A 20,416-nucleotide genomic window follows, 5' to 3' on the forward strand; every position below is an offset into this window, starting at 1 on the left:
CATCTTTAGCTCACCATAAGTTCGGCAGGCACCTCTTTCAGTTGATTAATCCAGGTTGCCTTTTCATCGTATTCCAGGAAAAAAGGTTTGAATGTCTCACGATAATCACGGTGCCGGACATACTGCACCATAAAATATTTGTTGCCGTCAAGCGGATTCTCAACAACTCCCATAATCTGTGCCTTTCCTTTGGCAGCCGACATCACCGGGCCTGTTACCGTTTTAGCAAAACTTCCTGTTTCCCTGATGGCATTTTGGTAAATCTGATACACCTCAGCAAGCGGAATCTCAAAATAGTTGTAAGGGCCGGTTTCCCTTTCGATAAACATATAATAGGGAATCAATCCCAGGCTCACCTGTTTTTTCCACATCTGTGCCCACACCTTGCTGCTTTTATTGATATGGTTCAGAATGGGTGCTTGCGTCCGGATTTCGGCCCCGGTTTGGCGAACATTATATATGGCCTCCTGCACTACCTCATTGTCCATCTCATTCGGATGATTAAAATGGGCCATAAATGACAGGTGAAAACCATTGTCCGTTATCCGCTTAAACAAGTCGAGTATCTCCTGTCCTTCTTCACTGAATTTAGGTAGAAAAGCAAAAGGCCAATAGGTGAGCGACTTTGTCCCAAAACGAATATTCTTAAGGTTGGAGGGCCGCTCAGCCAAAATCACATCGAAGTATTTTGAAATGGTAGCCGGATCCATAATAAGCGGATCCCCTCCGGTGAATAAGATTTCGTTGATTTCAGGATTCCGGCGGATATATTCCATCACTTTCCCAATCTCACGCATGGAAAATTTCATGTCGAGTTCTTTTACGAACTGAGGCCACCGGAAGCAAAAAGTACAGTGGGCATGACAGGTTTGTCCCTGGCTCGGGAAAAACAACACAATATCCTTGTATTTATGCTGAACCCCTTTTAGTTCTTCATTATCCATTACCGGAACATTAGTCATTTGTTGCGCCGGATGAGGGTTCATTTCCATCCGTATCTTCATTATCAGATCGTCTGTTTCCTGTTGCGGACGTTTATTCTCTATGGCCCATTTTAACTGCTGGTAACGTTCCGGCCTTAGCATATCCTTATTTGGGAAATTAAGAACATAAACCGGATCGTCCTTAAAATTTTCCCAATCAATTAAATAATCGACCACATAGTTATTGGTTTTAAAAGGAATGACTTTAGAAACAATATCAATTTCGTTTTTGACCTCCTCGGGCAGGTATTTTACATACTCTACCTCTCTGAAATTTTTCGCATTAAAAGTTAAAAACCTCATAATATCTTTTATTTTTTTAAGAAAATTTGAGTTGTTTACAAATCAGTGATGCCCTTAAAATATCAATAAAAAAGGAGACCGCAAAGTTTATTTAGACTAAATCTATATAAGCACATTAAAAGATGATGTGGATTAACTGGGACACTGCAGGCCAGGGAATGAAGTTACTGTTTGGGGTTCAGCCTCTTACCTATTCCAAATTTGGGACAATGGAAAGACCTAACAATTGACCTGCTCAAATCTGATTATTTTTGAAATCCGGCCCTTGAATTGCACAGATACACAAAAAAATGCCTGCATCGTAATTCAAAAAAAGTAATGCAGAACACTCCCCTGTTTATCGCTATTCAAACAGAAGTTTAAAAATAAAAATTACATTTAAGCCTGATTAAAAAGGAATGCACTCCTTCAGGTTACCGGAAAGTCGTTATGTATATCGGTAAGTACTTCATACCCGGTGGGAGTCACCAGAATGGAATGTTCAAATTGTGCCGAAAGTTTATTGTCTACCGTGCGCGCGGTCCAACCGTCTTGCTGGTCGACAGAAGTTCCTGCCCGCCCCTGGTTTATCATCGGCTCAATGGTAAAAATCATTCCGGGTTTCATTTTGGGACCTCTGTTCCTTCGTGAAGCGTGATCGACCTGCGGCTCTTCGTGAAATTCCAGTCCCACACCATGTCCGCAGAATTCGTACACCACACTGTAGCCCTTGGCTTTGGCATACCGGCTGATAACAAAACCAATATTTCCAAAATAGTTACCAGGTATCACCTGCTGAATTCCAAGGGCCAGACAATGGCGAGTTACCTCAATGAGGTCTTTTGCCACAGCAGATATTTCCCCTACTGCAAACATACGGGACGTATCGCCATAATATCCATCGAGAATGGTAGTGATGTCAATGTTCAGAATGTCTCCATCCTTTAAAACTGTATGAGGGGAAGGAATACCGTGGCAAACCACTTCATTGAGTGAAATACAGCTTGATTTGGGATAACCATTATATCCTTTGGTGGCCGGAACAGCCTTATTTTCGAGAATAAACTCCTCTATCTTTTCGTCGATAAATTCAGTGCTAACGCCGGCTTTTACAAACTGTGCGGCATAGTCAAGTGTTTGTGCTGCCAGTTGGCAACTTTTCCTGATTCCTTCTATTTGTTCCGGGGTTTTAATGATGATCCCACTCATATTCGAATAAATTTAGCGCAAAAATGATTAATTTCACTGGCATTTCAAAACCGAACAACCAACTTTTGCAAAAGTTTAATTATCGGAAAAAGAAACACACCTAAGAAAAAGTTGTACCTTTAAAATAAAAGTAAAAACCAAACAATCATTCGAAATGAAAAAACTAATACTCCCTGGCCTCTTTGTCACTTCTTTTTATTTTGTAAACGCACAGGTTGAACAACCCGGTGTCAGCCAAGGAACAGGTCAGATGGAATAAAGAAAAATTTCCGGCAAACAGGATGTTTCAGCTAACAGAAAAGGAATAAAAATTCACTATATTTGTACCAAATTTGGTACACAATTAATATTTAATTATGGCAATTATTCAGACAACAAGCCGGCATTTCAGGGACAAGCAAAAAGATTTCTTCGACCTGGCTGACAAAGGCGAAAAAGTGATAATCAGAAGGGGAAAAAAACAAGCTTATCTCCTGACTCCGGTTGACAAAGAAGATTTATACTTCACCCCGGCTATGCTTGACAAAATCAACAAGTCGATAAAACAGGCGAAAGAAGGAAAAGTGACAACAGTAGAAACGAAAGAGGAACTAAACCGGTTTCTTGACAATTTATGACCTACACGCTTTATTTTACCGTAGAAGCTAAAAAAGACCTTGCCAGGTTAAAGAAAAATGAACCTGCAGCATTCAAAAAAGTAAAAGTACTTTTAAAAGAGCTGCAGCAACATCCCGGAACAGGAACAGGAAAACCAAAACCGCTGGGCTACGGATACAAAGGTTTTTTTTCGCGGAGAATCACAAAAAAACACCGGCTTGTTTATTCCATCAATGACGAAAAAATTACGGTGTTGGTTGTTGCTGCGTCCGGCCACTATAGCGACAAATAAGTTCCTGATTGCGATTGCATCGCATGGTGTAATATAGCAATCATCCAGAATCTTTAAAACGCAGGATTATTTAACTGAATCAGGAGAAAGGACAATTAAATCAAAAATCATTAACCTTGTTTTCAATTCATCGCTTGATGATGTTAGATATTCAATTTCCTGTTTTTCTAAAGAAAAGAGAAAATCAAAATCGTTTTTCAGTATAAAAAAATGAAACATACCAACCACTTATCGACAAAATCATACTTCATTAACCGCTTCGGAAAGTTATCCACATCGTTTATGTTTTACCAGATGCAGGACATTGCCTGGGAACATGCGGCCAAGCTGGGTTTTGGATACGATAACCTGAAAGAAGACGAGCAATTCTGGGTACTTTCCCGGTTGCTTGTAAAAATTGACCGCCGCCCGGTTTGGGGCGAAGATTTTTCCCTGGAAACCTGGTCGCGTGGTACAGATGGATTTTACGGCTACCGCGATTTCAACTTTGTGGACAAAAAAGGGCAATATATTATCCGGGCCACCAGTAGCTGGCTGGTGCTCAATGCCAATACCAAAAGAATTGTGCGCCTGACCAACTTCGGGAACTTTCCAAATTACGAAGAGAGCGTTTTCGGTGAAAATTCGGCCAAAGTGCCATCACCCGATTCGAACGAGTCATTACACTTTACCCCGGTGCTTTTTAATGAAATAGACATCAACCAGCATTTTAACAGCGGCAGGTATCTTGAACGTATCATCGACAGTTATCCTTTTGCGTTTCACGAAAAAAACGAATTGGCCGAATTCGAAGTAAATTTTATGAAGGAAGGACTGCCCACCGACAAACTGGCCGTAAAAATGCAGGAACTACAACCAAACAAACACTTATGCAGTGTGGTGCGTGAAAGTGATGGCGCCGATTTGATACGTGCCAGGCTGGTGTGGCGGAAAAGGTAACTCTATTCACCGGACAGCTCCAGGTCATCTTACATGGCCGCTATCAAACAACTCCAACACCTTCCCTACCTTCTCCTCCATGGGCAAGGTTCCGTCAATCCAGTGAATTTGGGAACCTCGTTTTTCCATTCCACGAAACCAGGTCATCTGCCGTTTGGCAAACTGGTGAATGGCTATTTCCAGCTTATCAAACATCTCCTGAAAACTCAACTTACCGATTAAATGGAGTGTGAGGTACTTATATTCCAAGCCGTAATAAATCAACTGATCGGGTGTCAAACCGGAGTCCAGTAATCTCTGAACCTCCTCCAGCATTCCTTCGTCCAGTCGCTGTTTCAGACGTTTCGTAATCCGCTGACGACGCGTTTCACGGTCAACTTTCACCCCTATGTTTAGGCTGCTGATCTCCGGCATTGATGTTTCCATTTCCGGATTTTGGCGGTAATACGTTTCAATTTCTATGGCACGGACAGCCCGTCGATCGGTCTCCACATCCGTTTTATTATGAAGGCGGGGTTTCAGTTTTTGCAGGATTTCAGTCAATTCCTCCAGCGATTTCCCTTCCAACTCTTTCCGCAATTCCCTGTTGGGGGGTACCTGAATCAACTTGTAATCTTTCAACACCGCCTCCAGATACAAGCCGGTGCCTCCGCAAAGCACCGGAAATTTTCCGCGCGAACAAATATCTTTGAATGCTTCAATAAAATCGGCATGAAAACGGTACACGTTGTAATGGTTGCCTGGGTCCTCAATATCCAGAAGATGAGAAGGGACTTCTACTCCATCGACAAAATAGTCATCGTAATCTTTGCCGGTGCCAATATCCATACCGCGGTACACCTGCCGTGAATCACCTGAAATTACTTCGCCGTCCATTTTTAAGGCAAGGTGAGCAGCAATCCCTGTTTTTCCGGTGGCTGTCGGCCCCAAAATGGTAATCAGGTTGTATGTCGATTTGCCGGTATTCATTTTTGGAATTCTCAAGCCACAAAACTATAAATTATCGCGATGACTTGCGAATAACCAGAGATCAAATATCTTTGAATTTTATAGTCATTCAAAAATGATAAAAGAAGCTTGCGTTGAAACATACGAAGAGGCCCTGCTGGCAGAACGTCAGGGCGCCAACAGAATAGAACTCTGCTCTGACCTGGCAAATGACGGATTAACGCCTTCTGACGAATTAATTCAAAAAACCTGTTCTGCTTTAAAAATTCCGGTAATGGTGATGATTCGGCCGAGGGCCGGAGATTTTATCTGTTCCGAAAAGGAAATTATCCGGATGAAACAGGAAATTGACATGGCAAAAAAAGGCGGAGCGTCGGGGGTAGTTTTGGGCCTCCTCACTCCTGAAAACGAAATAGACGAAAAAAATACAAGTCTTCTGGCAGCGTATGCCCAGCCACTGCCTGTTACTTTTCATAAAGCCATTGATTTGCTGAAAAACCCGGAGGAAGGAGTTAAAATCCTGAAAAAAATAAATGGAATCAAACGAATACTAACATCGGGCGGAAAAACTACGGCAAAAGAAGGATCTGAAACCATCCAACGGATGTTAAAATTGGCAGGAAAAAAACTCACCATTTTGGTTGCCGGGAAAGTTACAAATCTGAATATTGATGAAATTCAGCATTTAACCGGGGCGCGGGAATTTCATGGAAGAAAAATTGTGGGTGACCTTACTTCTTGATAAAAAAACAACGGCAATCCATCACTCTTTCAGCTGTTCCTCAATGGCCTCATCAATAACCACCACGTTGGAGGCCGACACATCGTGAGCTGTAAAAAGGCCAAGAACCTGGCGCCCGTCATCCGATAAAAAGTTCCCTTTGATATTTGCCGGAGGAACGCTGAACAAACCTCCCGTTTGCCCCTGTTCGAACATTTGGGAATAAAAATGCCACGCAAACTCTGAAATGGATGTCTGTTTTACCTGTATGGTATCTCCCAGATTTAACAGCCGTTCCGACGGTTCTTCGGGGTCGTGAAAATCGGTAAAAATTTCGAATCCGTTCACATAATTCCCGTCAACCATTTCATCACTGACAACGGCAAGGTATTCCGAGCCACTCAACAATTCGTTGTTGATGTAAATATCCCATTTGTAATAATTCCCGATTCCCGGAGTCTCGTTCCCGTATGTAAAAATGCCCAGAAAAAGATGATCCCCCCGCAGGGAAGAATGCACCTGAATCGAATCGATAGGTTCCACTTTTGCCAGCATATCGCTGGCTGTAAGTGTTGTTTCTCCCACAGAAATGGAAACCATGTATTCTTTATTGTACTCTCCATGAAAAGTAATTCCTTCTTCAGGAATGTACAATCCGGTATTTTCCGGGTCTTCCGCAAGCTGAATCGTTTGTGGGGGCTGCGAATTGTCTGAAATAGTTACCACTGCACCGCTCACTCCTATGTAGGGTTCGGCAGAACTCACCGGTTGCGTTTTGTATAGAAAAACATACGGATTGTCTTCCGTGGTAATTTTGGCCTCAACGGCATACAGGCCCACATCTTCATCGCTTAGTTCGATGTCAATCACATCTTCACACGCATTCATCAGAATGAAAACGAAAGCCAAAAAGAAAATATATTTTGTTTGCATGATTCAAAATTTAAAAAGTGATGTTATAAGTAATGGCCGGAATAATGGTTCCGATAATGGAAAGACGTGTTCCCTCGGTTAAGGAAGGATTATCTTCATTCTGCCTGAAATAAATGGAATAGGCATTTCTTCGGGCGTACACATTGTAAAGTGAAACATTCAGCGAGCGTTTTACTTTGCGTGATTCATTCTTTTTCGGATTGTAGGTAAGGGAAAAATCAAGCCGGTGATAATCAGGAATCCGGTGGCCATTTCGTTCCGAATAGTAAAAAAGGGTATTGCCTTGCACATCGTATTTTGCCACCGGATACGTTACGGGGTTTCCGGTTGAAAATACCCAATTGGCAGCCAGCGACACCTGCCGATTCAGTTCATAATTTAACACCAGCGAGATATCGTGCGTGCGATCGTAAGTAGAAGGGTACTCCCTGCCGTCGTTGATCCCCGGTACTTTCCGCATCGATTTTGCCAGCGTGTACCCCAGCCAGCCTGTAATTTTACCTTCCTGTTTTTTAACCAGGAATTCCATTCCATATGCATAACCGCTGCCGGTTAACAGTTCGGTTTCCAGATCCTCGTTCAGAAACAACTCCGCTCCATCTTTATAATCCAGCACATTCTTCACGTCTTTGTAATAAACTTCGAGCGATGTTTCAAAAGCATTGTCAGCAAAATTCCTGAAATATCCTATGGCTACCTGATCCGAAATCAATGGTTTGATGTATTTACTGGTGGGCAACCAGATATCGAGCGGAGTGGGTGAATTGGTATTGGAAATCAGGTGAAGGTTTTGCACCATGCGGTTGTACGATCCTTTTACCGAACTGGTGCTCCCGGTCGTCAATTTAAACGAAACCCGGGGTTCGAAATGGACATAAGGCGAACCCATTTTTTCCCATTTCCCGTAAGAAGTTTCGCTAATAACTTCGTCATCATCGGGAGCCTCCGGTTTTTGATATTCCCGTACTTTCCCTTCCCCTATTTGCTGAAATACAGACAAACGCATTCCGTATTTAACCGTAAACAATGGGCCTATTTTTTGTTCGTTCGAAACATAAACCGCCCCGTCTAAAGCGTTGTAATTTGTAAGTTTCAGGGGTTCAAAAAATGAATTTTCGCCGGCATCTATATTTCCCGGTTCAAAATGGTGTTTTATAATATTTATTCCGAAGTTCATTTTATTATTTGAATCCAGAAACCACGTAAAATCTTCCTTAAAGTTGATATCTTCAATTTGTGAATTCCAATCGAACTGGTCGGCGGAAGTTCCCGGAACCCCCAGGTTATATCCGTAATTCGAATAGATGAAAGAGGTATTTGAAAAAAGCCGGCTTCCGAAAATATGATTCCAGCGCACGGTGGTGGTTAAATTTCCCCAATTCATGTAGAGCGATTCGCCCAGTTTGAAATAGTCGTCGCCGGTATAAGCCGAGATAAACAGACGGTCTTTATCCGAAAACCATATATTCGTTTTCAGGTTTAGATCGTAAAAATACAACTGATTGTCCTTCAACTCCTCAATTCCCATCATTCTTCCGACTACATCGGCATAGGTTCTCCTTCCCGAAACAATAAAACTCCACTTGTCTTTTATTATTGGGCCTTCCAGAGTCAAACGACTCGAAATATTCCCGATTCCTCCCTGTCCATGAAACTCGTTGATGTGGCCGTCTTTCATTCTGATATCAATAACCGAAGAGGCTTTTCCACCATATTGCGCGGGAATTCCGCCTTTGTACACCTCAATATCTTTGATGGCGTCAGAATTAAAAACCGAGAAAAACCCCATCAGATGTGACGCATTGTAAACGGGCGCCTCGTCCAGAATCAATAAATTCTCGTCGGGGCCGCCACCACGGACATATAAACCTGAGCTGCCTTCCCCGCCATTCTGAATTCCGGGCAGCAGGGTAATTGTTTTTAAGACATCCACTTCCCCCATAAACGAAGGAAGTTTTTTGACCAGCTTTACCGGAATTTTTTCCCTGCTCATTTCAGTACTTTCCACATTCCGGTCTTTCCGAATGCCTGAAACGATAACCTCGTTTAAACTCTGTACATCTTCCTCCAGTGAAATATTCAGTACCTGATCTTTTTGCAGTTCCAGTTGTACGGTGTGGGTTTGGTAGCCCATGTAGGAAAAATCGATTTTGTAGGTTCCGTCGGGAAGGGTCAGTGAATAAAAGCCGTATTGATTGGACGTGACTCCTGTTTGAAGTTGAGGAATGTAGCAATTAACGCCAATCAACGCTTCGCCGCTACCGGCATCTTTTATATAGCCGCTTACCGTGGAGGTTTGCGAATACACTTTCAGAAAAAGTGCTAATAAAAACAAAACCAAAAAAGTGTGTTTCATCATCATTTGTTTAATTGTTTCTACTGTCTATCGACAGAATTATTTCCGGAGGGTTGCACCCTTGTTTTCTGTTGGGCTCAAAATTGAGATTTGTTCAGGATGTTTCAAAAATAAATGTTATTGAACAGGCGCTTTTTATCGGTAAAACACCTTTTCCGTATTTTAAAAAAAGCGAACAAAAAATAGTTATTCTTGCTTTTTCCACCCGCATCATTTAATTTCGTTTTCTTATACTGTTGAAAAAAACAGTCACCACCCGTAATAAAAAAAACAACAATGAAATGTTCCACCGTCATTTTCCTGCTTCTCATCACATTAAATATTTTCGGGCAAACAAACCCCAAACTGCTTGTTTGGGTAACCGATGACACCCTGCTTGATAAGGAATACAAAGAGAGTTTTCTAAAATACGATTTTGGAGCGCTGTGGACAGAATTTGACAACCGCTACACATACGGAATCATCGGCAACCATTTTCAACGGCTTAAAATTAAAATTATCTGGGCAACCAAGGACTCGCTCCATCCTGAAATCTATCATATATACGGCAAGTCGATGGTAAAAGGCAATATTTGTTCGTTTAGCGGCACCATTGAAATCACTTCGATCCGGCTGTTTAAAAATCTTCATTACGGGGTTGATGAAGAATACAAAAACAAAGGGATAGAAAAGCAAGGTATTTTATCGGGAATATACCGCTTTGCCGAAGACAGTTTGCAAACACATGCCGGTATTTTTGAAGGCAGGCTGTCCACATTATGGTACCTGAACGAAGAGGGACAAATCGTGTACGACGCCATTGAACAGGCCTCCGACAATTACCGGAATAATCAGTTTGCCGGCACCTGGAAGGGGTATCATTCAACCGTTACAAAAATTTGCAACTGGGGTGATTTTAGGATCCCGCTTGCCGGGGGGCTCGACATGGGAGCAGGATTCTTTTCTCCCGCCGACGGGTATTTACAATATGGCTGGCAAAATTTGCGCCATGCCATTAACAATGACAAGCAGGCCATAAAAGAAGAATACCGGGAATGGTGGAAATAACAATTAATTGATTTTATTCGATAAAAAGCCCGACATTAAACAGCCCAAACAGATTGATTCCGGTTTTTTGTTCATTTGTCGGACGGAAGAATGGAAATTATTCTTATATTTTCCGAAAATAAAAAAACCGGAAATTAATGGACTTTCCTTTGTTTCACCTCGATTTCATGGGCAATCGTATGCTGGTTGCCATTATTGCTATTCTCCATGTTTTAATTAACCATGCACTGGCCGTGGGTTTTGCTCCGCTGGTAACAGTCCTTGAGTTCCGGGGCTACCTGAAAAGTAAAACCAAACCCAACGAAGGCAAAGCCTGGGATGAGATGGCCCGCAAACTCATGTTTTTCGCCTTTATTATAACCACATCGGTGGGGGCGCTAACAGGGGTTGGTATCTGGTTTGCCACGTCGCTGGCTAACCCGGCATCGCTGGGAAGCCTGATACGCGTATTTTATTTTGCCTGGTTCACGGAATGGATCATTTTCGTTTTGGAAGTAATTTTTATCATGATCTATTTCCTCACCTGGAAAAGGTCAAACGAATCGCCCCGGCGAAAACGGCAGCATATTTTATTTGGCGTATGGCTCAGTATTTTTTCATGGCTCACCATGGCCATTATTGTGGGCATACTCGCCTTTATGATGGACCCCGGAAGCTGGGTAGAAAAGAAATCGCTTGTTTCCGGTTTTCTCAATCCGATTTACCTTCCGCAGCTTATCTTCCGCACGCCAGTCGCCATGATGATGGCAGGGTGTGTAGCGCTCATGGTTACGGCCTATGTAATGAAGAAGCAGAATACATGGAAAACCGGAATAATGAAATACATCTCCTTTTGGATTTTACTATGGATGCCGCTTGCCGCAAGCGGGGCTTTTATTTACTACTGGCACATTCCCCGGGTGATGATCGGGAATCTTCCGGTAGCCATCGGAACCCAGCAGTTTCAAAACTGGTACGGTTCGCTGGTTACCGTTATGATTGTGGTCATTTCCATCGGATTTTTAGTGGGCATCCTGGGCACCTTTTCTCCCCGCCGCTTACCCAAACATTTACTGATTATCCCGGTTATTTCCTCCTTCCTGTTCCTCGGGGTATTCGAGCGGCTGCGCGAGTTTATCCGTAAACCTTATGTCATCGGGGAATACATGTATGCCAACGGAATCCTGGTCGAAGAATATCCACTCTACCAGCAAACCGGCTTACTGAAACACACCCCCTACTCTGCCCTGTCAGAAATAACGGAAGAAAACAAACTGCCGGCCGGTGAGGCGGTGTTCACCCTGACCTGCACCCGCTGTCATACTACACACGGCATCAACTCTGTGGTGAAAAGATTTGAACTGATGTACGGTACCGAGACCCCGCTGAATGAGGAGGCGATGAAAACATATATGAAAAATATGCACAACGTAAGGTATTACATGCCGCCATTTCCGGGCAACGATGAAGAACTGGGTGCACTCGCCGCCTGGATTGCCGAACAGCAAAGAAATCCAAAAACGCTGGAGGGGCCTCAAATCAAAGGGGTTGAGGTAAAAGAAATCGAATACAAACTTCAAAATTTAGAAAAATGATGGTTGCCATACTGACACAAATACCGATTCCGAAAGACATTCCCCTCCCACTGCCGCTTCCGGAATGGCTGCTGGTTTTTATCCTGGTCTTTTCATTTCTGCTGCACATCCTGTTCATTAACCTAATGGTTGGCAGCAGCATTCTCACTTTCTGGTACGAACTGCGCGGTAAAAAAAATAACGATTACGATCGGCTGGCACGTGAAATTGCAACAACAATCACGGTCAATAAAAGCCTGGCCGTGGTTTTAGGGGTTGCGCCCCTTTTGTCCATCAATGTGCTTTATACCCTTCACTTTTATTCATCCAACACGCTCACCGGTAATATCTGGATTTCAATAGTGCCCTGGGTGGCAGTGGCTTTTCTTCTTTTTTACCTGCACAAGTACTCCTGGGACAGACTGGCGGACAACAAGCCCCTGCACCTCAGCATTCTCGGTGCCGGCGTTATGAGTTTTCTGCTCATCCCTTTCATTTTCCTGACCAACATCAACCTGATGCTGTTCCCGGAAAAATGGGGCGAAATACAGGGATTCTTTGATGCACTGACTCTACCCAATGTTTTCCCGCGCTATTTTCACTTTGTGACTGCCTGCATGGCCGTTACCGGGTTATTCCTGGCCTGGTGGTTCGGGCGGAAAAAATTCAGGATGGAAGGAAGATTTGAAAATCTCACAAAGGCTGAAATAAAAAAACAGATGCTCAACCTGGCTCTGGCAGCCACGGGTTTACAGTTTATCTTCGGGCCATTGCTTTTTTTAACACTCCCTGCAAAAGGTGTAACCTGGGGATTATTTTGGGTAATACTGGCCGGGGCGACCATTGCCGTTATCGTGTTGGTACAGCTCTGGAAAATACTGAATAAAAAGACTCAAATTCCCGGCAAACGATTTTACCTGGTATTGGTATTATTTTCCTTTTTAGTAGCTTTTATGGGAACAGGCCGGCACCTTTACCGCGAAAATGCCCTGAAGACACACAAAAAGATGATGGCTGAACGAACCGCTGCCCATTGGGAAGCGGTAAGAAAGGCCCACGAGAACCTTTTGCTTCCGGAAATAGAAACCGAAAAAGAATCAGCTTTTCCCGGTCAGGATATTTTTCAAACCAACTGCGCAGTGTGTCATGCCGCCACCACCCGGCTTGTAGGGCCACCCATGACCGAAGCGTCAGAAGTTTATCAAAACGACATCTCCGGGCTGAAACAGTGGATAAAAAAACCGGGACGAAAACGCCTGGATTATCCGGTAATGACCGGTTTCCCACAGTTCACCGACCAGCAACTGACCGATGTAGCCAATTATGTGCTGGAGGAAAAGTGGAATTGAGAAAAGCAAAAGCCACTTTCTTAAAATAATACCTGGTTCCGGTTAAAACGACACGTGATTTTCGGGGGTCAAACGGAACAAGGTTAGGAGTAAAACCACATGTGATTTTCTTTCAGCCGGCAAATTCTCAGTTGTTCATACTTGCAAATACAAATTCTTAACTCTTTTACCCCAAGCCTTTATTCGTTTTATAGAGAGTTCTACACGGACAGGTAAATATCTTATTCATAAACGAAAAATATAAACATCCTATTTACACCAACCTAACGGTCAATCCTGATTTTTACTTTTCGTCAGATCCTAGATCTTGTAAAAAATGATGGGCAATTTTAAATACCGGCATATCGGTTTCTAAAGTGTGGTTTACAGCGTATGCAACAACTAAACTTTCATCAGGATAAATGAGGATTGCAGCTCCACCTCCTGTAACACCTCCACCACTTCCATAAAATTCTCTTCCTTTTTTATCCTGCATTATCAACCAACCATTGGCCATTTCAGATTTAAACCCTCCGTAAAGATCGCACGGTTCAAAAAAATTTTCTCTAAACTCTTCGTTAAAATATTCCGACTCCAGAATAGCCATTCCCAATTTTACCAAATCTTCGGTATTCGATAAAATACCTTTAGAAGGCGCCTTGTACCTCAAATCCCGAAACGGTGCATTAATATTTTGCCCCATCAGATTGTTATTGTAAAAATCTGCCCTACCGCTAATTATAGCAGAGGGATTGTCGATAAGAGTATGGGTTAAATTAAGCGGCTGGGTTACATATTCTTTTAATAGTGTCAGAAAATTCTTGTTGGTTGCTTTCTCCATAACGGCCCCAAGCAGATTAGAATTAAACATGCTGGATTCCTGAAACCATCCTGGAGGATTAGTCAATGGATCATTCATGAAATCCTTAAGTCCATTTTGAATAGTAATGTTTAATCCGGGTATTTCGGTTTCTCCGGGTTCTTCCTTTCTAATACCTGATGTATGATACGGCAAATGTTTTATTGCAAGCTTAAATTCCGTTGGCGGATATTCAGGAATATAATGCTGAACTGTTGAATCAGGATTCAAAATGCCTTCTTCTACCAATTTCAAATAAATTATATTCGTAAATATTTGAGAAACATCTCCAATTCTAAGTTTATTTTCTCGAGTCATAGGTACATCTAATTCTTTTGAGGCCAGACCAATCCCCTCAGAATAGATTACTCTATTATCTTTTGCAATAGAAATGGTTGCACCAGGAATATAATTTCTGGTAATATGTAATGCGATATCTTTTCGTGTCTGTTTTATTTCCTCTATGTATGATTTATCATAAATGACATTCGCCTGTTTTTTTTCGCATCCCCCTAATACCAACAATAAGGTGCTAAAAATTAAACAAAAAAAGATTTGTTTCATTTATCAATACATTGATTTGTTATTTGACAAAAAGTTATAAAATAACTATTCATAAACTGAACATTTGAATATTCCATTATATTAAAAGGGTGCCCGCAACCGAGCACCCTTACTATCTAGACTAACTAAGTTTGCCTACTAAGCTAACTTATGAAATAACTTTTATTCAGGTGGTTCCACAGCATATTGCGGATCTGTATTCGGAACACCTGCAGGTTGAACCACATGCGTTAAAGGTTCAATGTTATTTTCAGAACCTTCGTAGCCAGTGGTCTGATTTAATACAGCACCAACGTTTCCAATAAGAAAAGGTTCGTAAACCGGCCACCAGATGTGTTTTGGTTCCATTGTATATTTCACACCATAAGAAAACCAGGGAACTTGATCGCGGAAGAAATTGTTTACTTCCATCTGCCTGTCGTAATAAAAACTATTTGCAGACAACGATTTTTCAATATCATTTCCGGAAATTGAGTAGGTTTTTCCCTTGTAGGGTTTTCCGGTTTTGGCGAAAATAACCGACCAACGAACCATTTCGTCATGACGATATTCTTCGCCATACAATTCACGAGCACGCTCATCAAATACCATTTCTATGCCCATTTGCTGTGCATCTGCAACATTAAATACTACTTTAGCATTGGCGCGCTCACGAATGGTATTCACATCTTGAAGCATACCAGCCCAATTTTCTTGCCATGCTCTTGCTTCAGCGCGAAGCAAATAAGCCTCCGCTTTTCTCAATATATATATAGGTGCTCTTCCACCGTGCTGTCTTCTGACATTATCTTCGTAGTTTTGCGACCAGAATTTGTACAGTGGGAAACTGTACCAGCAACGGATGGTGTCCTCGCAAAGAAGGCTTCCGTCGTCAGAGAAAAGCTGAGCATTCTTCCTGTAGTAAGGGGAAGTGCCGTTTAACGGTTCATAGTCATAGACTAAATCTTCCATCCAGAAAAAGTTTCCTGGTTTGTGACGGTAGTCCTGGTAATCTGTTTCACCGTTATAGTTCCAAATTTCATATTCACCATAGTTTGTTGGTCCGGCAAACCCCTGTCCACGTCCAAATTTCAACATCATTAAACCTTTATACCCCTGGTCTGCTTCAAAGCCAATTTTACCATCAGGAGTAAAAGCCCTACCGGTTTTTGTACCAAAGTTAGGCCCCCAGGTACGAACAGAGGCTGACTCTCTGATTCTACCATCGAGGAAAGGCGCATTTACCATTAACCATATACCTTCAGGATTTGTTAGTTTTTGGGTACCATGTTCTGTAGCTAACGGATTAGGTTCTCCATCATAATTGGTATGTAAAACATTTATGGCATCGGCGGCTACAATCGTGCGTCTTCCCGGAAAATATAATTCCTTGGCTTTTCCACTTCCTTCCCAGCCTTGTTCGTGGTACGGATTTATCATGTTACCAACCATAACCGAATCCCTGTCAACCATCGCATCGGTAAACAACTGCGTTTCTGAGCTGTTGATAACTGCGTCCATTTGTGCTTCGGCTTTACCAAACTCAGTGTTAAGCATGTAATACTTCGCAAGCAACATTCTTACAGCAGAATTTGGTGCTTGTCCTTTTGGAAGTTGACTAATTGGTTTTACGTGTTGAACTGCAAATTCGAGGTCGCTAATCATCTGATCCCAAATCCCCTGCATGTGAAACACTTTAAAATCCTGGCGTGCTTCAGAAACCACATTCAAGGGGAATGCAACGTTTCCGAATTGCATCGTTAACTGCATGTAGAAAAAGGCGCGCAAAAAGTAAGCTGTCCCTAACAAGTGGTTTCTTTCCGGATCGGATTCTCCTTCTGCCCAATCAGGAATGTCGATATAATCGATAACGGTATTACATGCTTTAATTGCCTTGTATCCATTTTCATAGGATTCAACACTTCTTCCTGCCGGCCCCTGGTTGTTGTTATAAGGCGTAAAATAGGTTACCAGGTCGGCATAAGAGTTTTGGGCGTCGGTTTTACTAACACTTGTAACATCACTCATATTGTGATTAAACTGTAGTTCTCTGCCATCACCTTGTACCTGATCAAAAACATAATATATGGCATCATCTATTGCTGCCTGCAAACCAGCAGCATCTTTGAATGTATTTTGTGGACTGAGGAATGACATTGGCTCTTCCACTAAAAATTCATCGTTACAAGACATGGTAAAGGTTAAAAGTAACACCAGTACTAACCCTGCTATATTCTTATTTTTTTTCATCTTTTAATTTTTAGAATTTAAATATACTTTAATTTCTTATGATGATTTAGAAAGAAAAGTCAACACTAAAGGACCAAGTCCTTGGCATTTCCAAACGCGACTCCGGATCTCCATCGTACCATTCTGTGAGTACGAATACATTTTCGGCATTAAATGCTACACGCGCACGGCTCACTTTTATCGTTTCCAAAACATTCGACGGGATATTATATCCAAGCGAAAGGTTTTGTAAACGTAAATAGTCTCTTGGCACATAAATTTGCATATCACTATTAAGGCGAATGGAATTTATCCTCGCAAAATCTTTCGTTTGATTTTGTGGCGTCCAGTATTTAAATTTACTGTACCAATTGTGGTTTTTAATCAAAGTCTGATCCACGTTAAACGGATATGAACTTTCTCCTTTGTAACCTAATTTACTTAAGAATACAACACCCATATCAAAATTTTTCCAGGTAAAATCGTTACGCATGGTTAAGTACCATGGGTTTTTAGATAGTCCCTGGAAGACTTTATCATCGGTATTCAACACACCGTCTCCGTTTTGGTCAACAACCCTGAAATCGCCTGGTTGAAGTCCCCATTTTTCAGCTTCATCAGCTTCATCAGTGCTGTAAACATCGCCCATTTCAAAGTTCCAAATGACGTCTTTGTTTTCCCCAATAAACCAGCCATTATCGAAATCATCAGGCTCAGCCATGTAGGTATTCCCGTCTGCATCGGTCATTTCAACTAACTCACCTGTTAGCGAAATAATCTCATTCTGATTGTATGAAACATTTAAACTGGTAGTCCACCTGAAATTACTGTTTTCAATATTAACAGAATTAACAGATAAATCGAATCCACTGTTTTTGAGGCTACCCACGTTGGTTGTAATTTCGTTGAACCCTGTTAGAACAGGAAGTTTTTTGTTCAATAATAAATCTGTTGTTTTCGAAGAATAAATATCTAACGCACCTGTCAAACGACCACTCCAAAGGCCGTAATCAATTCCAAGGTTAAAGGCATTGTTTTTCTCCCATGCCAGGTTTGGATTTGCTATTCTCTCAATTGTTAAGCGGTTGGCTGGGAAAAAACCTCCTGACCAGTTCAGAATTTTATTTCGTTCTAAATTGGAATAAGCCGCATACGAGCTAAGACCACTACTGTTCCCGTTTACTCCCCAACTGGCACGAACTTTCAGAAATTCCAACCAGTTTGGCCGGCCCGCCATAAATGCTTCGTTGGTCAATGTCCACGCTGCTGAAACCGATGGGAAGGTTGCATGCACATAGTTGGCACCAAAACGGGAATAACCATCCTGACGGATAGATGCTGATAAATTGTATCGGTTGCTGTATGAATAGTTCACACGTCCCATTAGTGCAGTACGGGTAGTCCCCTGATCATCAGAACCTACAACAGGAAAAACACCGTATCCAATACCATGATATCCCAGCGCTTCGGTTGGTTGCAAATCCGAATTCCGTGCATCGGTGTACCAGCTCTGGTTACGTTCAGCATTTACAAGGCCGGTTGCAGCAATCCGATGTTCATCAAACTGCTTATCCCAGGTTAAAATATTATCAAATTGCCATTCATATGTTTGATTATGGCGTCTGCGTACTTCACCACCGTGTCCCCATTCGGGGTTGCTGCTGTCCTCATAATAGAACCTTCTTCTGAAATCTAATCGCGTCGTTATTTTTGTTTCAAAAGAAATTCCAAACGGAAGACTTAGTTTGGCAAACATGGTTGGAAATAAACGATACCTGTCATATTTCCTTGTAGTATAGGCTGGTGGAAGGAACATGTTACCGCGATTTGATCCTGAAAGATTTTGTTTCAGGTATATATTATCGTATAGATAAACATCATCACCAGTTTGCTGAATTTCATCGTCATACCAAACCCTGGCTTCCCATGGAGTATCGTAGGGTGAAGCTGTACGATAACCGCCGTTTTCTATTCCATTATCCTCCCACGAACCTGGGCCCTCATCCTGGTAGGTAAAGTTGGCATATACACCAGCATTCAAAAAGTCGGTCACTTTTACATCGAGGTTTAAACGCGATGTAATGGCTGTATATTTTTCATCCATTTTAAGGCTTTCGCTATCTACAAATCCTAATGACCAGTAGTAAGACACATTCTCATTTCGACCTGATACGCTCAGATCATAATCTTGCCGTTGCCCGGTATGGAACAAAAAATCCTGCCAGTCAAAGTCCCTGCCATTCTGGAAATGCATTATTTCATCGCTATCGAGTCCCAGTGTTTGTAACCACCTTTCATTTATTACATCCTGGTTGGTTTCGCCGGCAATACCACTTGCTTCTTTCCATGCCTCCAAATCACCACCCGATAATTTACGTGGATCGTCGTAAATTGACCAAGATTCCTCAATAGTGCCGCTAAGAGATTCCTGCACATCCGTGAGCCATTTTAACATTGGCTCACCAGTGTAGGTCTCGTTTCTTTCACCTTTGGTTACCAAACCATATTTGGCCGAAACCCTGATCTGAGGTTTACCCAACTTACCTTTTTTGGTAGTAAAAACAATTACTCCATTAGATGCACGCGAACCATAAATAGATGCGGCGCTGGCGTCTTTCAACACATCAACACTTGCAATATCGTTTACGTTAATTTCAGCAATATCGCCGTTAAAGATAATCCCATCCAATACAATCAACGGACGATTTCCCGCTTTCTCATCATCGTCGTCCGATTTAATGGTATTGTCTCCACGTACCTCAAATTCAGGCGTATTTTTCGCACTGGTACTGTACCCCACTTTCAAACCAGGTACAGCAGAACGCAGAAGTTCTTGCACGTTAGTTGGCTGATATTTAATTAACTCTTCAGCCTGCACATTTACAATGGAGCCGGTCAGGTCCCTTTTTCGTGCTGTACCATAACCAATAGCTATCACTTCATCAAGGCCGATGGCATCAGTTTGCATAGTGATATTAAGGATCGTTTGATTACCAACAACTATTTCCTGGGCTTTCATTCCCACAAAAGAGAAAACAATAGTGGCATTATCCGGCACACCGGATAGGGTAAAATTTCCGTCCACATCGGTAACGGTACCTGTTGTTGTACCTTTTACAACCACAGTTACCCCTGGCAAAGGCTGACCAGAGGCATCCTTTATTGTTCCTGTCACCTGATTCTCTTGTTGCGCAATGAGTTTTTGTTTTTCCAGTGGTTTCTTCTCCTCTGTCTTTTTAATAACCACTACCTGATCATCCACCTCATACCCAAAACCATATGGAACGACTACATGGTCTAAGACCTCTTCCAGTCTGACTTCCTTCATATCAAGGCTCACCCTGGGAACCTTTTTTAACAGATCGGAACGGTAAAGAAAATAAAACTCGCTTTGCTCTTCAATTACTTTCAATACAGATTCAACAGGAGCATCTTTCAACTTCAAATTAAGTCTGGTCTTCTGGGAGTAAACACTTGCAGAAACCTGCATCAACCCAGCAAATAATAGTATTGCCGTTATCCTTGCCATAAGGAACAATTTTTTCCATCCCGTAAACGGAATAATGATACATCGACTTTTTTTCATAAGTTTACAAC

Annotated in this window: 15 protein-coding genes; 7 read left to right on the forward strand and 8 right to left on the reverse strand. The window is 42.1% G+C overall.

The window, feature by feature from the left end:
- Positions 1 to 5: 5 nt before the first annotated feature.
- Together D1164_RS12500 and map are read right to left on the reverse strand one after the other, a co-directional pair.
- Positions 6 to 1,286, reverse strand: a complete 1,281-nt coding sequence (locus D1164_RS12500; RefSeq protein ID WP_119350324.1) for a KamA family radical SAM protein — start codon at positions 1,284 to 1,286, stop codon at positions 6 to 8.
- Between the two features lie 408 nt (positions 1,287 to 1,694).
- A complete protein-coding gene (map, locus tag D1164_RS12505) occupies positions 1,695 to 2,474 on the reverse strand; it encodes a type I methionyl aminopeptidase (protein WP_119350325.1) in 780 nt (259 codons plus the stop codon).
- A gap of 356 nt (positions 2,475 to 2,830) precedes the next feature.
- Between map and D1164_RS12510 the strand changes: the two genes are divergently transcribed.
- From D1164_RS12510 to D1164_RS12520, 3 genes are all read left to right on the forward strand, one after another.
- Positions 2,831 to 3,091 (forward strand): hypothetical protein, encoded by a 261-nt coding sequence (locus tag D1164_RS12510; protein ID WP_119350326.1) that lies wholly within the window; start codon positions 2,831 to 2,833, stop codon positions 3,089 to 3,091.
- The gene (locus D1164_RS12515) at positions 3,088 to 3,363 is read left to right on the forward strand and encodes a Txe/YoeB family addiction module toxin (RefSeq protein ID WP_119350327.1); all 276 of its coding nucleotides are present in this window, start codon (positions 3,088 to 3,090) and stop codon (positions 3,361 to 3,363) included. The genes D1164_RS12510 and D1164_RS12515 overlap by 4 nt, the downstream gene beginning before the upstream one ends.
- Positions 3,364 to 3,573: 210 nt before the next feature.
- Positions 3,574 to 4,302: an acyl-[acyl-carrier-protein] thioesterase gene (locus D1164_RS12520; protein WP_119350328.1), complete on the forward strand. Its 729-nt coding sequence runs from the start codon at positions 3,574 to 3,576 to the stop codon at positions 4,300 to 4,302.
- A gap of 24 nt (positions 4,303 to 4,326) precedes the next feature.
- On the opposite strand, the gene miaA is transcribed toward D1164_RS12520, so the two are convergent.
- A complete protein-coding gene (gene miaA, locus D1164_RS12525) occupies positions 4,327 to 5,271 on the reverse strand; it encodes a tRNA (adenosine(37)-N6)-dimethylallyltransferase MiaA (protein ID WP_119350329.1) in 945 nt (314 codons plus the stop codon).
- Between the two features lie 94 nt (positions 5,272 to 5,365).
- Here miaA and D1164_RS12530 point away from each other — a divergent pair, with 94 nt between their 5' ends.
- Positions 5,366 to 5,992 carry a copper homeostasis protein CutC gene (locus D1164_RS12530; RefSeq protein WP_119350330.1) on the forward strand — a complete coding sequence of 209 codons (627 nt, stop codon included), beginning with the start codon at positions 5,366 to 5,368 and terminating at the stop codon, positions 5,990 to 5,992.
- Between the two features lie 21 nt (positions 5,993 to 6,013).
- Here the strand turns inward: D1164_RS12530 and D1164_RS12535 are convergent, their stop codons facing one another.
- Both D1164_RS12535 and D1164_RS12540 read right to left on the reverse strand, forming a co-directional pair.
- On the reverse strand, positions 6,014 to 6,904 hold the full coding sequence (locus tag D1164_RS12535; RefSeq protein WP_119350331.1) for a DUF4249 family protein: 891 nt from the start codon (positions 6,902 to 6,904) through the stop codon (positions 6,014 to 6,016).
- A 10-nt stretch (positions 6,905 to 6,914) separates the two neighbouring features.
- Positions 6,915 to 9,266 (reverse strand): TonB-dependent receptor, encoded by a 2,352-nt coding sequence (locus D1164_RS12540; RefSeq protein ID WP_206610997.1) that lies wholly within the window; start codon positions 9,264 to 9,266, stop codon positions 6,915 to 6,917.
- A gap of 270 nt (positions 9,267 to 9,536) precedes the next feature.
- Between D1164_RS12540 and D1164_RS12550 the strand changes: the two genes are divergently transcribed.
- The 3 genes from D1164_RS12550 to D1164_RS12560 all read left to right on the forward strand — a co-directional run bounded on the left by D1164_RS12550 (position 9,537) and on the right by D1164_RS12560 (position 13,209).
- The gene (locus D1164_RS12550; protein ID WP_119350333.1) at positions 9,537 to 10,307 is read left to right on the forward strand and encodes a hypothetical protein; all 771 of its coding nucleotides are present in this window, start codon (positions 9,537 to 9,539) and stop codon (positions 10,305 to 10,307) included.
- Between the two features lie 137 nt (positions 10,308 to 10,444).
- Positions 10,445 to 11,881, forward strand: coding sequence for a c-type cytochrome (locus D1164_RS12555; RefSeq protein ID WP_119350334.1), 1,437 nt, complete (start codon positions 10,445 to 10,447; stop codon positions 11,879 to 11,881).
- Positions 11,878 to 13,209 carry a c-type cytochrome gene (locus tag D1164_RS12560; protein WP_206610998.1) on the forward strand — a complete coding sequence of 444 codons (1,332 nt, stop codon included), beginning with the start codon at positions 11,878 to 11,880 and terminating at the stop codon, positions 13,207 to 13,209. The genes D1164_RS12555 and D1164_RS12560 overlap by 4 nt, the downstream gene beginning before the upstream one ends.
- Before the next feature lie 283 nt (positions 13,210 to 13,492).
- On the opposite strand, the gene D1164_RS12565 is transcribed toward D1164_RS12560, so the two are convergent.
- The 3 genes from D1164_RS12565 to D1164_RS12575 all read right to left on the reverse strand — a co-directional run bounded on the left by D1164_RS12565 (position 13,493) and on the right by D1164_RS12575 (position 20,348).
- Positions 13,493 to 14,611 carry a serine hydrolase domain-containing protein gene (locus tag D1164_RS12565; RefSeq protein ID WP_119350335.1) on the reverse strand — a complete coding sequence of 373 codons (1,119 nt, stop codon included), beginning with the start codon at positions 14,609 to 14,611 and terminating at the stop codon, positions 13,493 to 13,495.
- A gap of 162 nt (positions 14,612 to 14,773) precedes the next feature.
- Positions 14,774 to 16,840, reverse strand: coding sequence for a RagB/SusD family nutrient uptake outer membrane protein (locus D1164_RS12570; protein WP_119350336.1), 2,067 nt, complete (start codon positions 16,838 to 16,840; stop codon positions 14,774 to 14,776).
- A gap of 46 nt (positions 16,841 to 16,886) precedes the next feature.
- The gene (locus D1164_RS12575) at positions 16,887 to 20,348 is read right to left on the reverse strand and encodes a SusC/RagA family TonB-linked outer membrane protein (protein ID WP_172594442.1); all 3,462 of its coding nucleotides are present in this window, start codon (positions 20,346 to 20,348) and stop codon (positions 16,887 to 16,889) included.
- Positions 20,349 to 20,416 lie beyond the last annotated feature (68 nt).

It is taken from the genome of Mariniphaga sediminis (assembly GCF_003573545.1).
Taxonomy (GTDB): domain Bacteria; phylum Bacteroidota; class Bacteroidia; order Bacteroidales; family Prolixibacteraceae; genus Mariniphaga; species Mariniphaga sediminis.

What these genes read in the sequence shown, in the direction of transcription:
- D1164_RS12540 (WP_206610997.1), bottom strand. Translation starts at nt 9,266, where the DNA reads ATGATGATGAAACACACTTTTTTGGTTTTGTTTTTATTAGCACTTTTT.
- D1164_RS12560 (WP_206610998.1), top strand. Translation starts at nt 11,878, where the DNA reads ATGATGGTTGCCATACTGACACAAATACCGATTCCGAAAGACATTCCC.
- D1164_RS12565 (WP_119350335.1), bottom strand. Translation starts at nt 14,611, where the DNA reads ATGAAACAAATCTTTTTTTGTTTAATTTTTAGCACCTTATTGTTGGTA.
- D1164_RS12520 (WP_119350328.1), top strand. Translation starts at nt 3,574, where the DNA reads ATGAAACATACCAACCACTTATCGACAAAATCATACTTCATTAACCGC.
- D1164_RS12515 (WP_119350327.1), top strand. Translation starts at nt 3,088, where the DNA reads ATGACCTACACGCTTTATTTTACCGTAGAAGCTAAAAAAGACCTTGCC.
- D1164_RS12555 (WP_119350334.1), top strand. Translation starts at nt 10,445, where the DNA reads ATGGACTTTCCTTTGTTTCACCTCGATTTCATGGGCAATCGTATGCTG.
- miaA (WP_119350329.1), bottom strand. Translation starts at nt 5,271, where the DNA reads ATGAATACCGGCAAATCGACATACAACCTGATTACCATTTTGGGGCCG.
- D1164_RS12550 (WP_119350333.1), top strand. Translation starts at nt 9,537, where the DNA reads ATGAAATGTTCCACCGTCATTTTCCTGCTTCTCATCACATTAAATATT.
- map (WP_119350325.1), bottom strand. Translation starts at nt 2,474, where the DNA reads ATGAGTGGGATCATCATTAAAACCCCGGAACAAATAGAAGGAATCAGG.
- D1164_RS12575 (WP_172594442.1), bottom strand. Translation starts at nt 20,348, where the DNA reads ATGGCAAGGATAACGGCAATACTATTATTTGCTGGGTTGATGCAGGTT.
- D1164_RS12530 (WP_119350330.1), top strand. Translation starts at nt 5,366, where the DNA reads ATGATAAAAGAAGCTTGCGTTGAAACATACGAAGAGGCCCTGCTGGCA.
- D1164_RS12500 (WP_119350324.1), bottom strand. Translation starts at nt 1,286, where the DNA reads ATGAGGTTTTTAACTTTTAATGCGAAAAATTTCAGAGAGGTAGAGTAT.
- D1164_RS12510 (WP_119350326.1), top strand. Translation starts at nt 2,831, where the DNA reads ATGGCAATTATTCAGACAACAAGCCGGCATTTCAGGGACAAGCAAAAA.
- D1164_RS12570 (WP_119350336.1), bottom strand. Translation starts at nt 16,840, where the DNA reads ATGAAAAAAAATAAGAATATAGCAGGGTTAGTACTGGTGTTACTTTTA.
- D1164_RS12535 (WP_119350331.1), bottom strand. Translation starts at nt 6,904, where the DNA reads ATGCAAACAAAATATATTTTCTTTTTGGCTTTCGTTTTCATTCTGATG.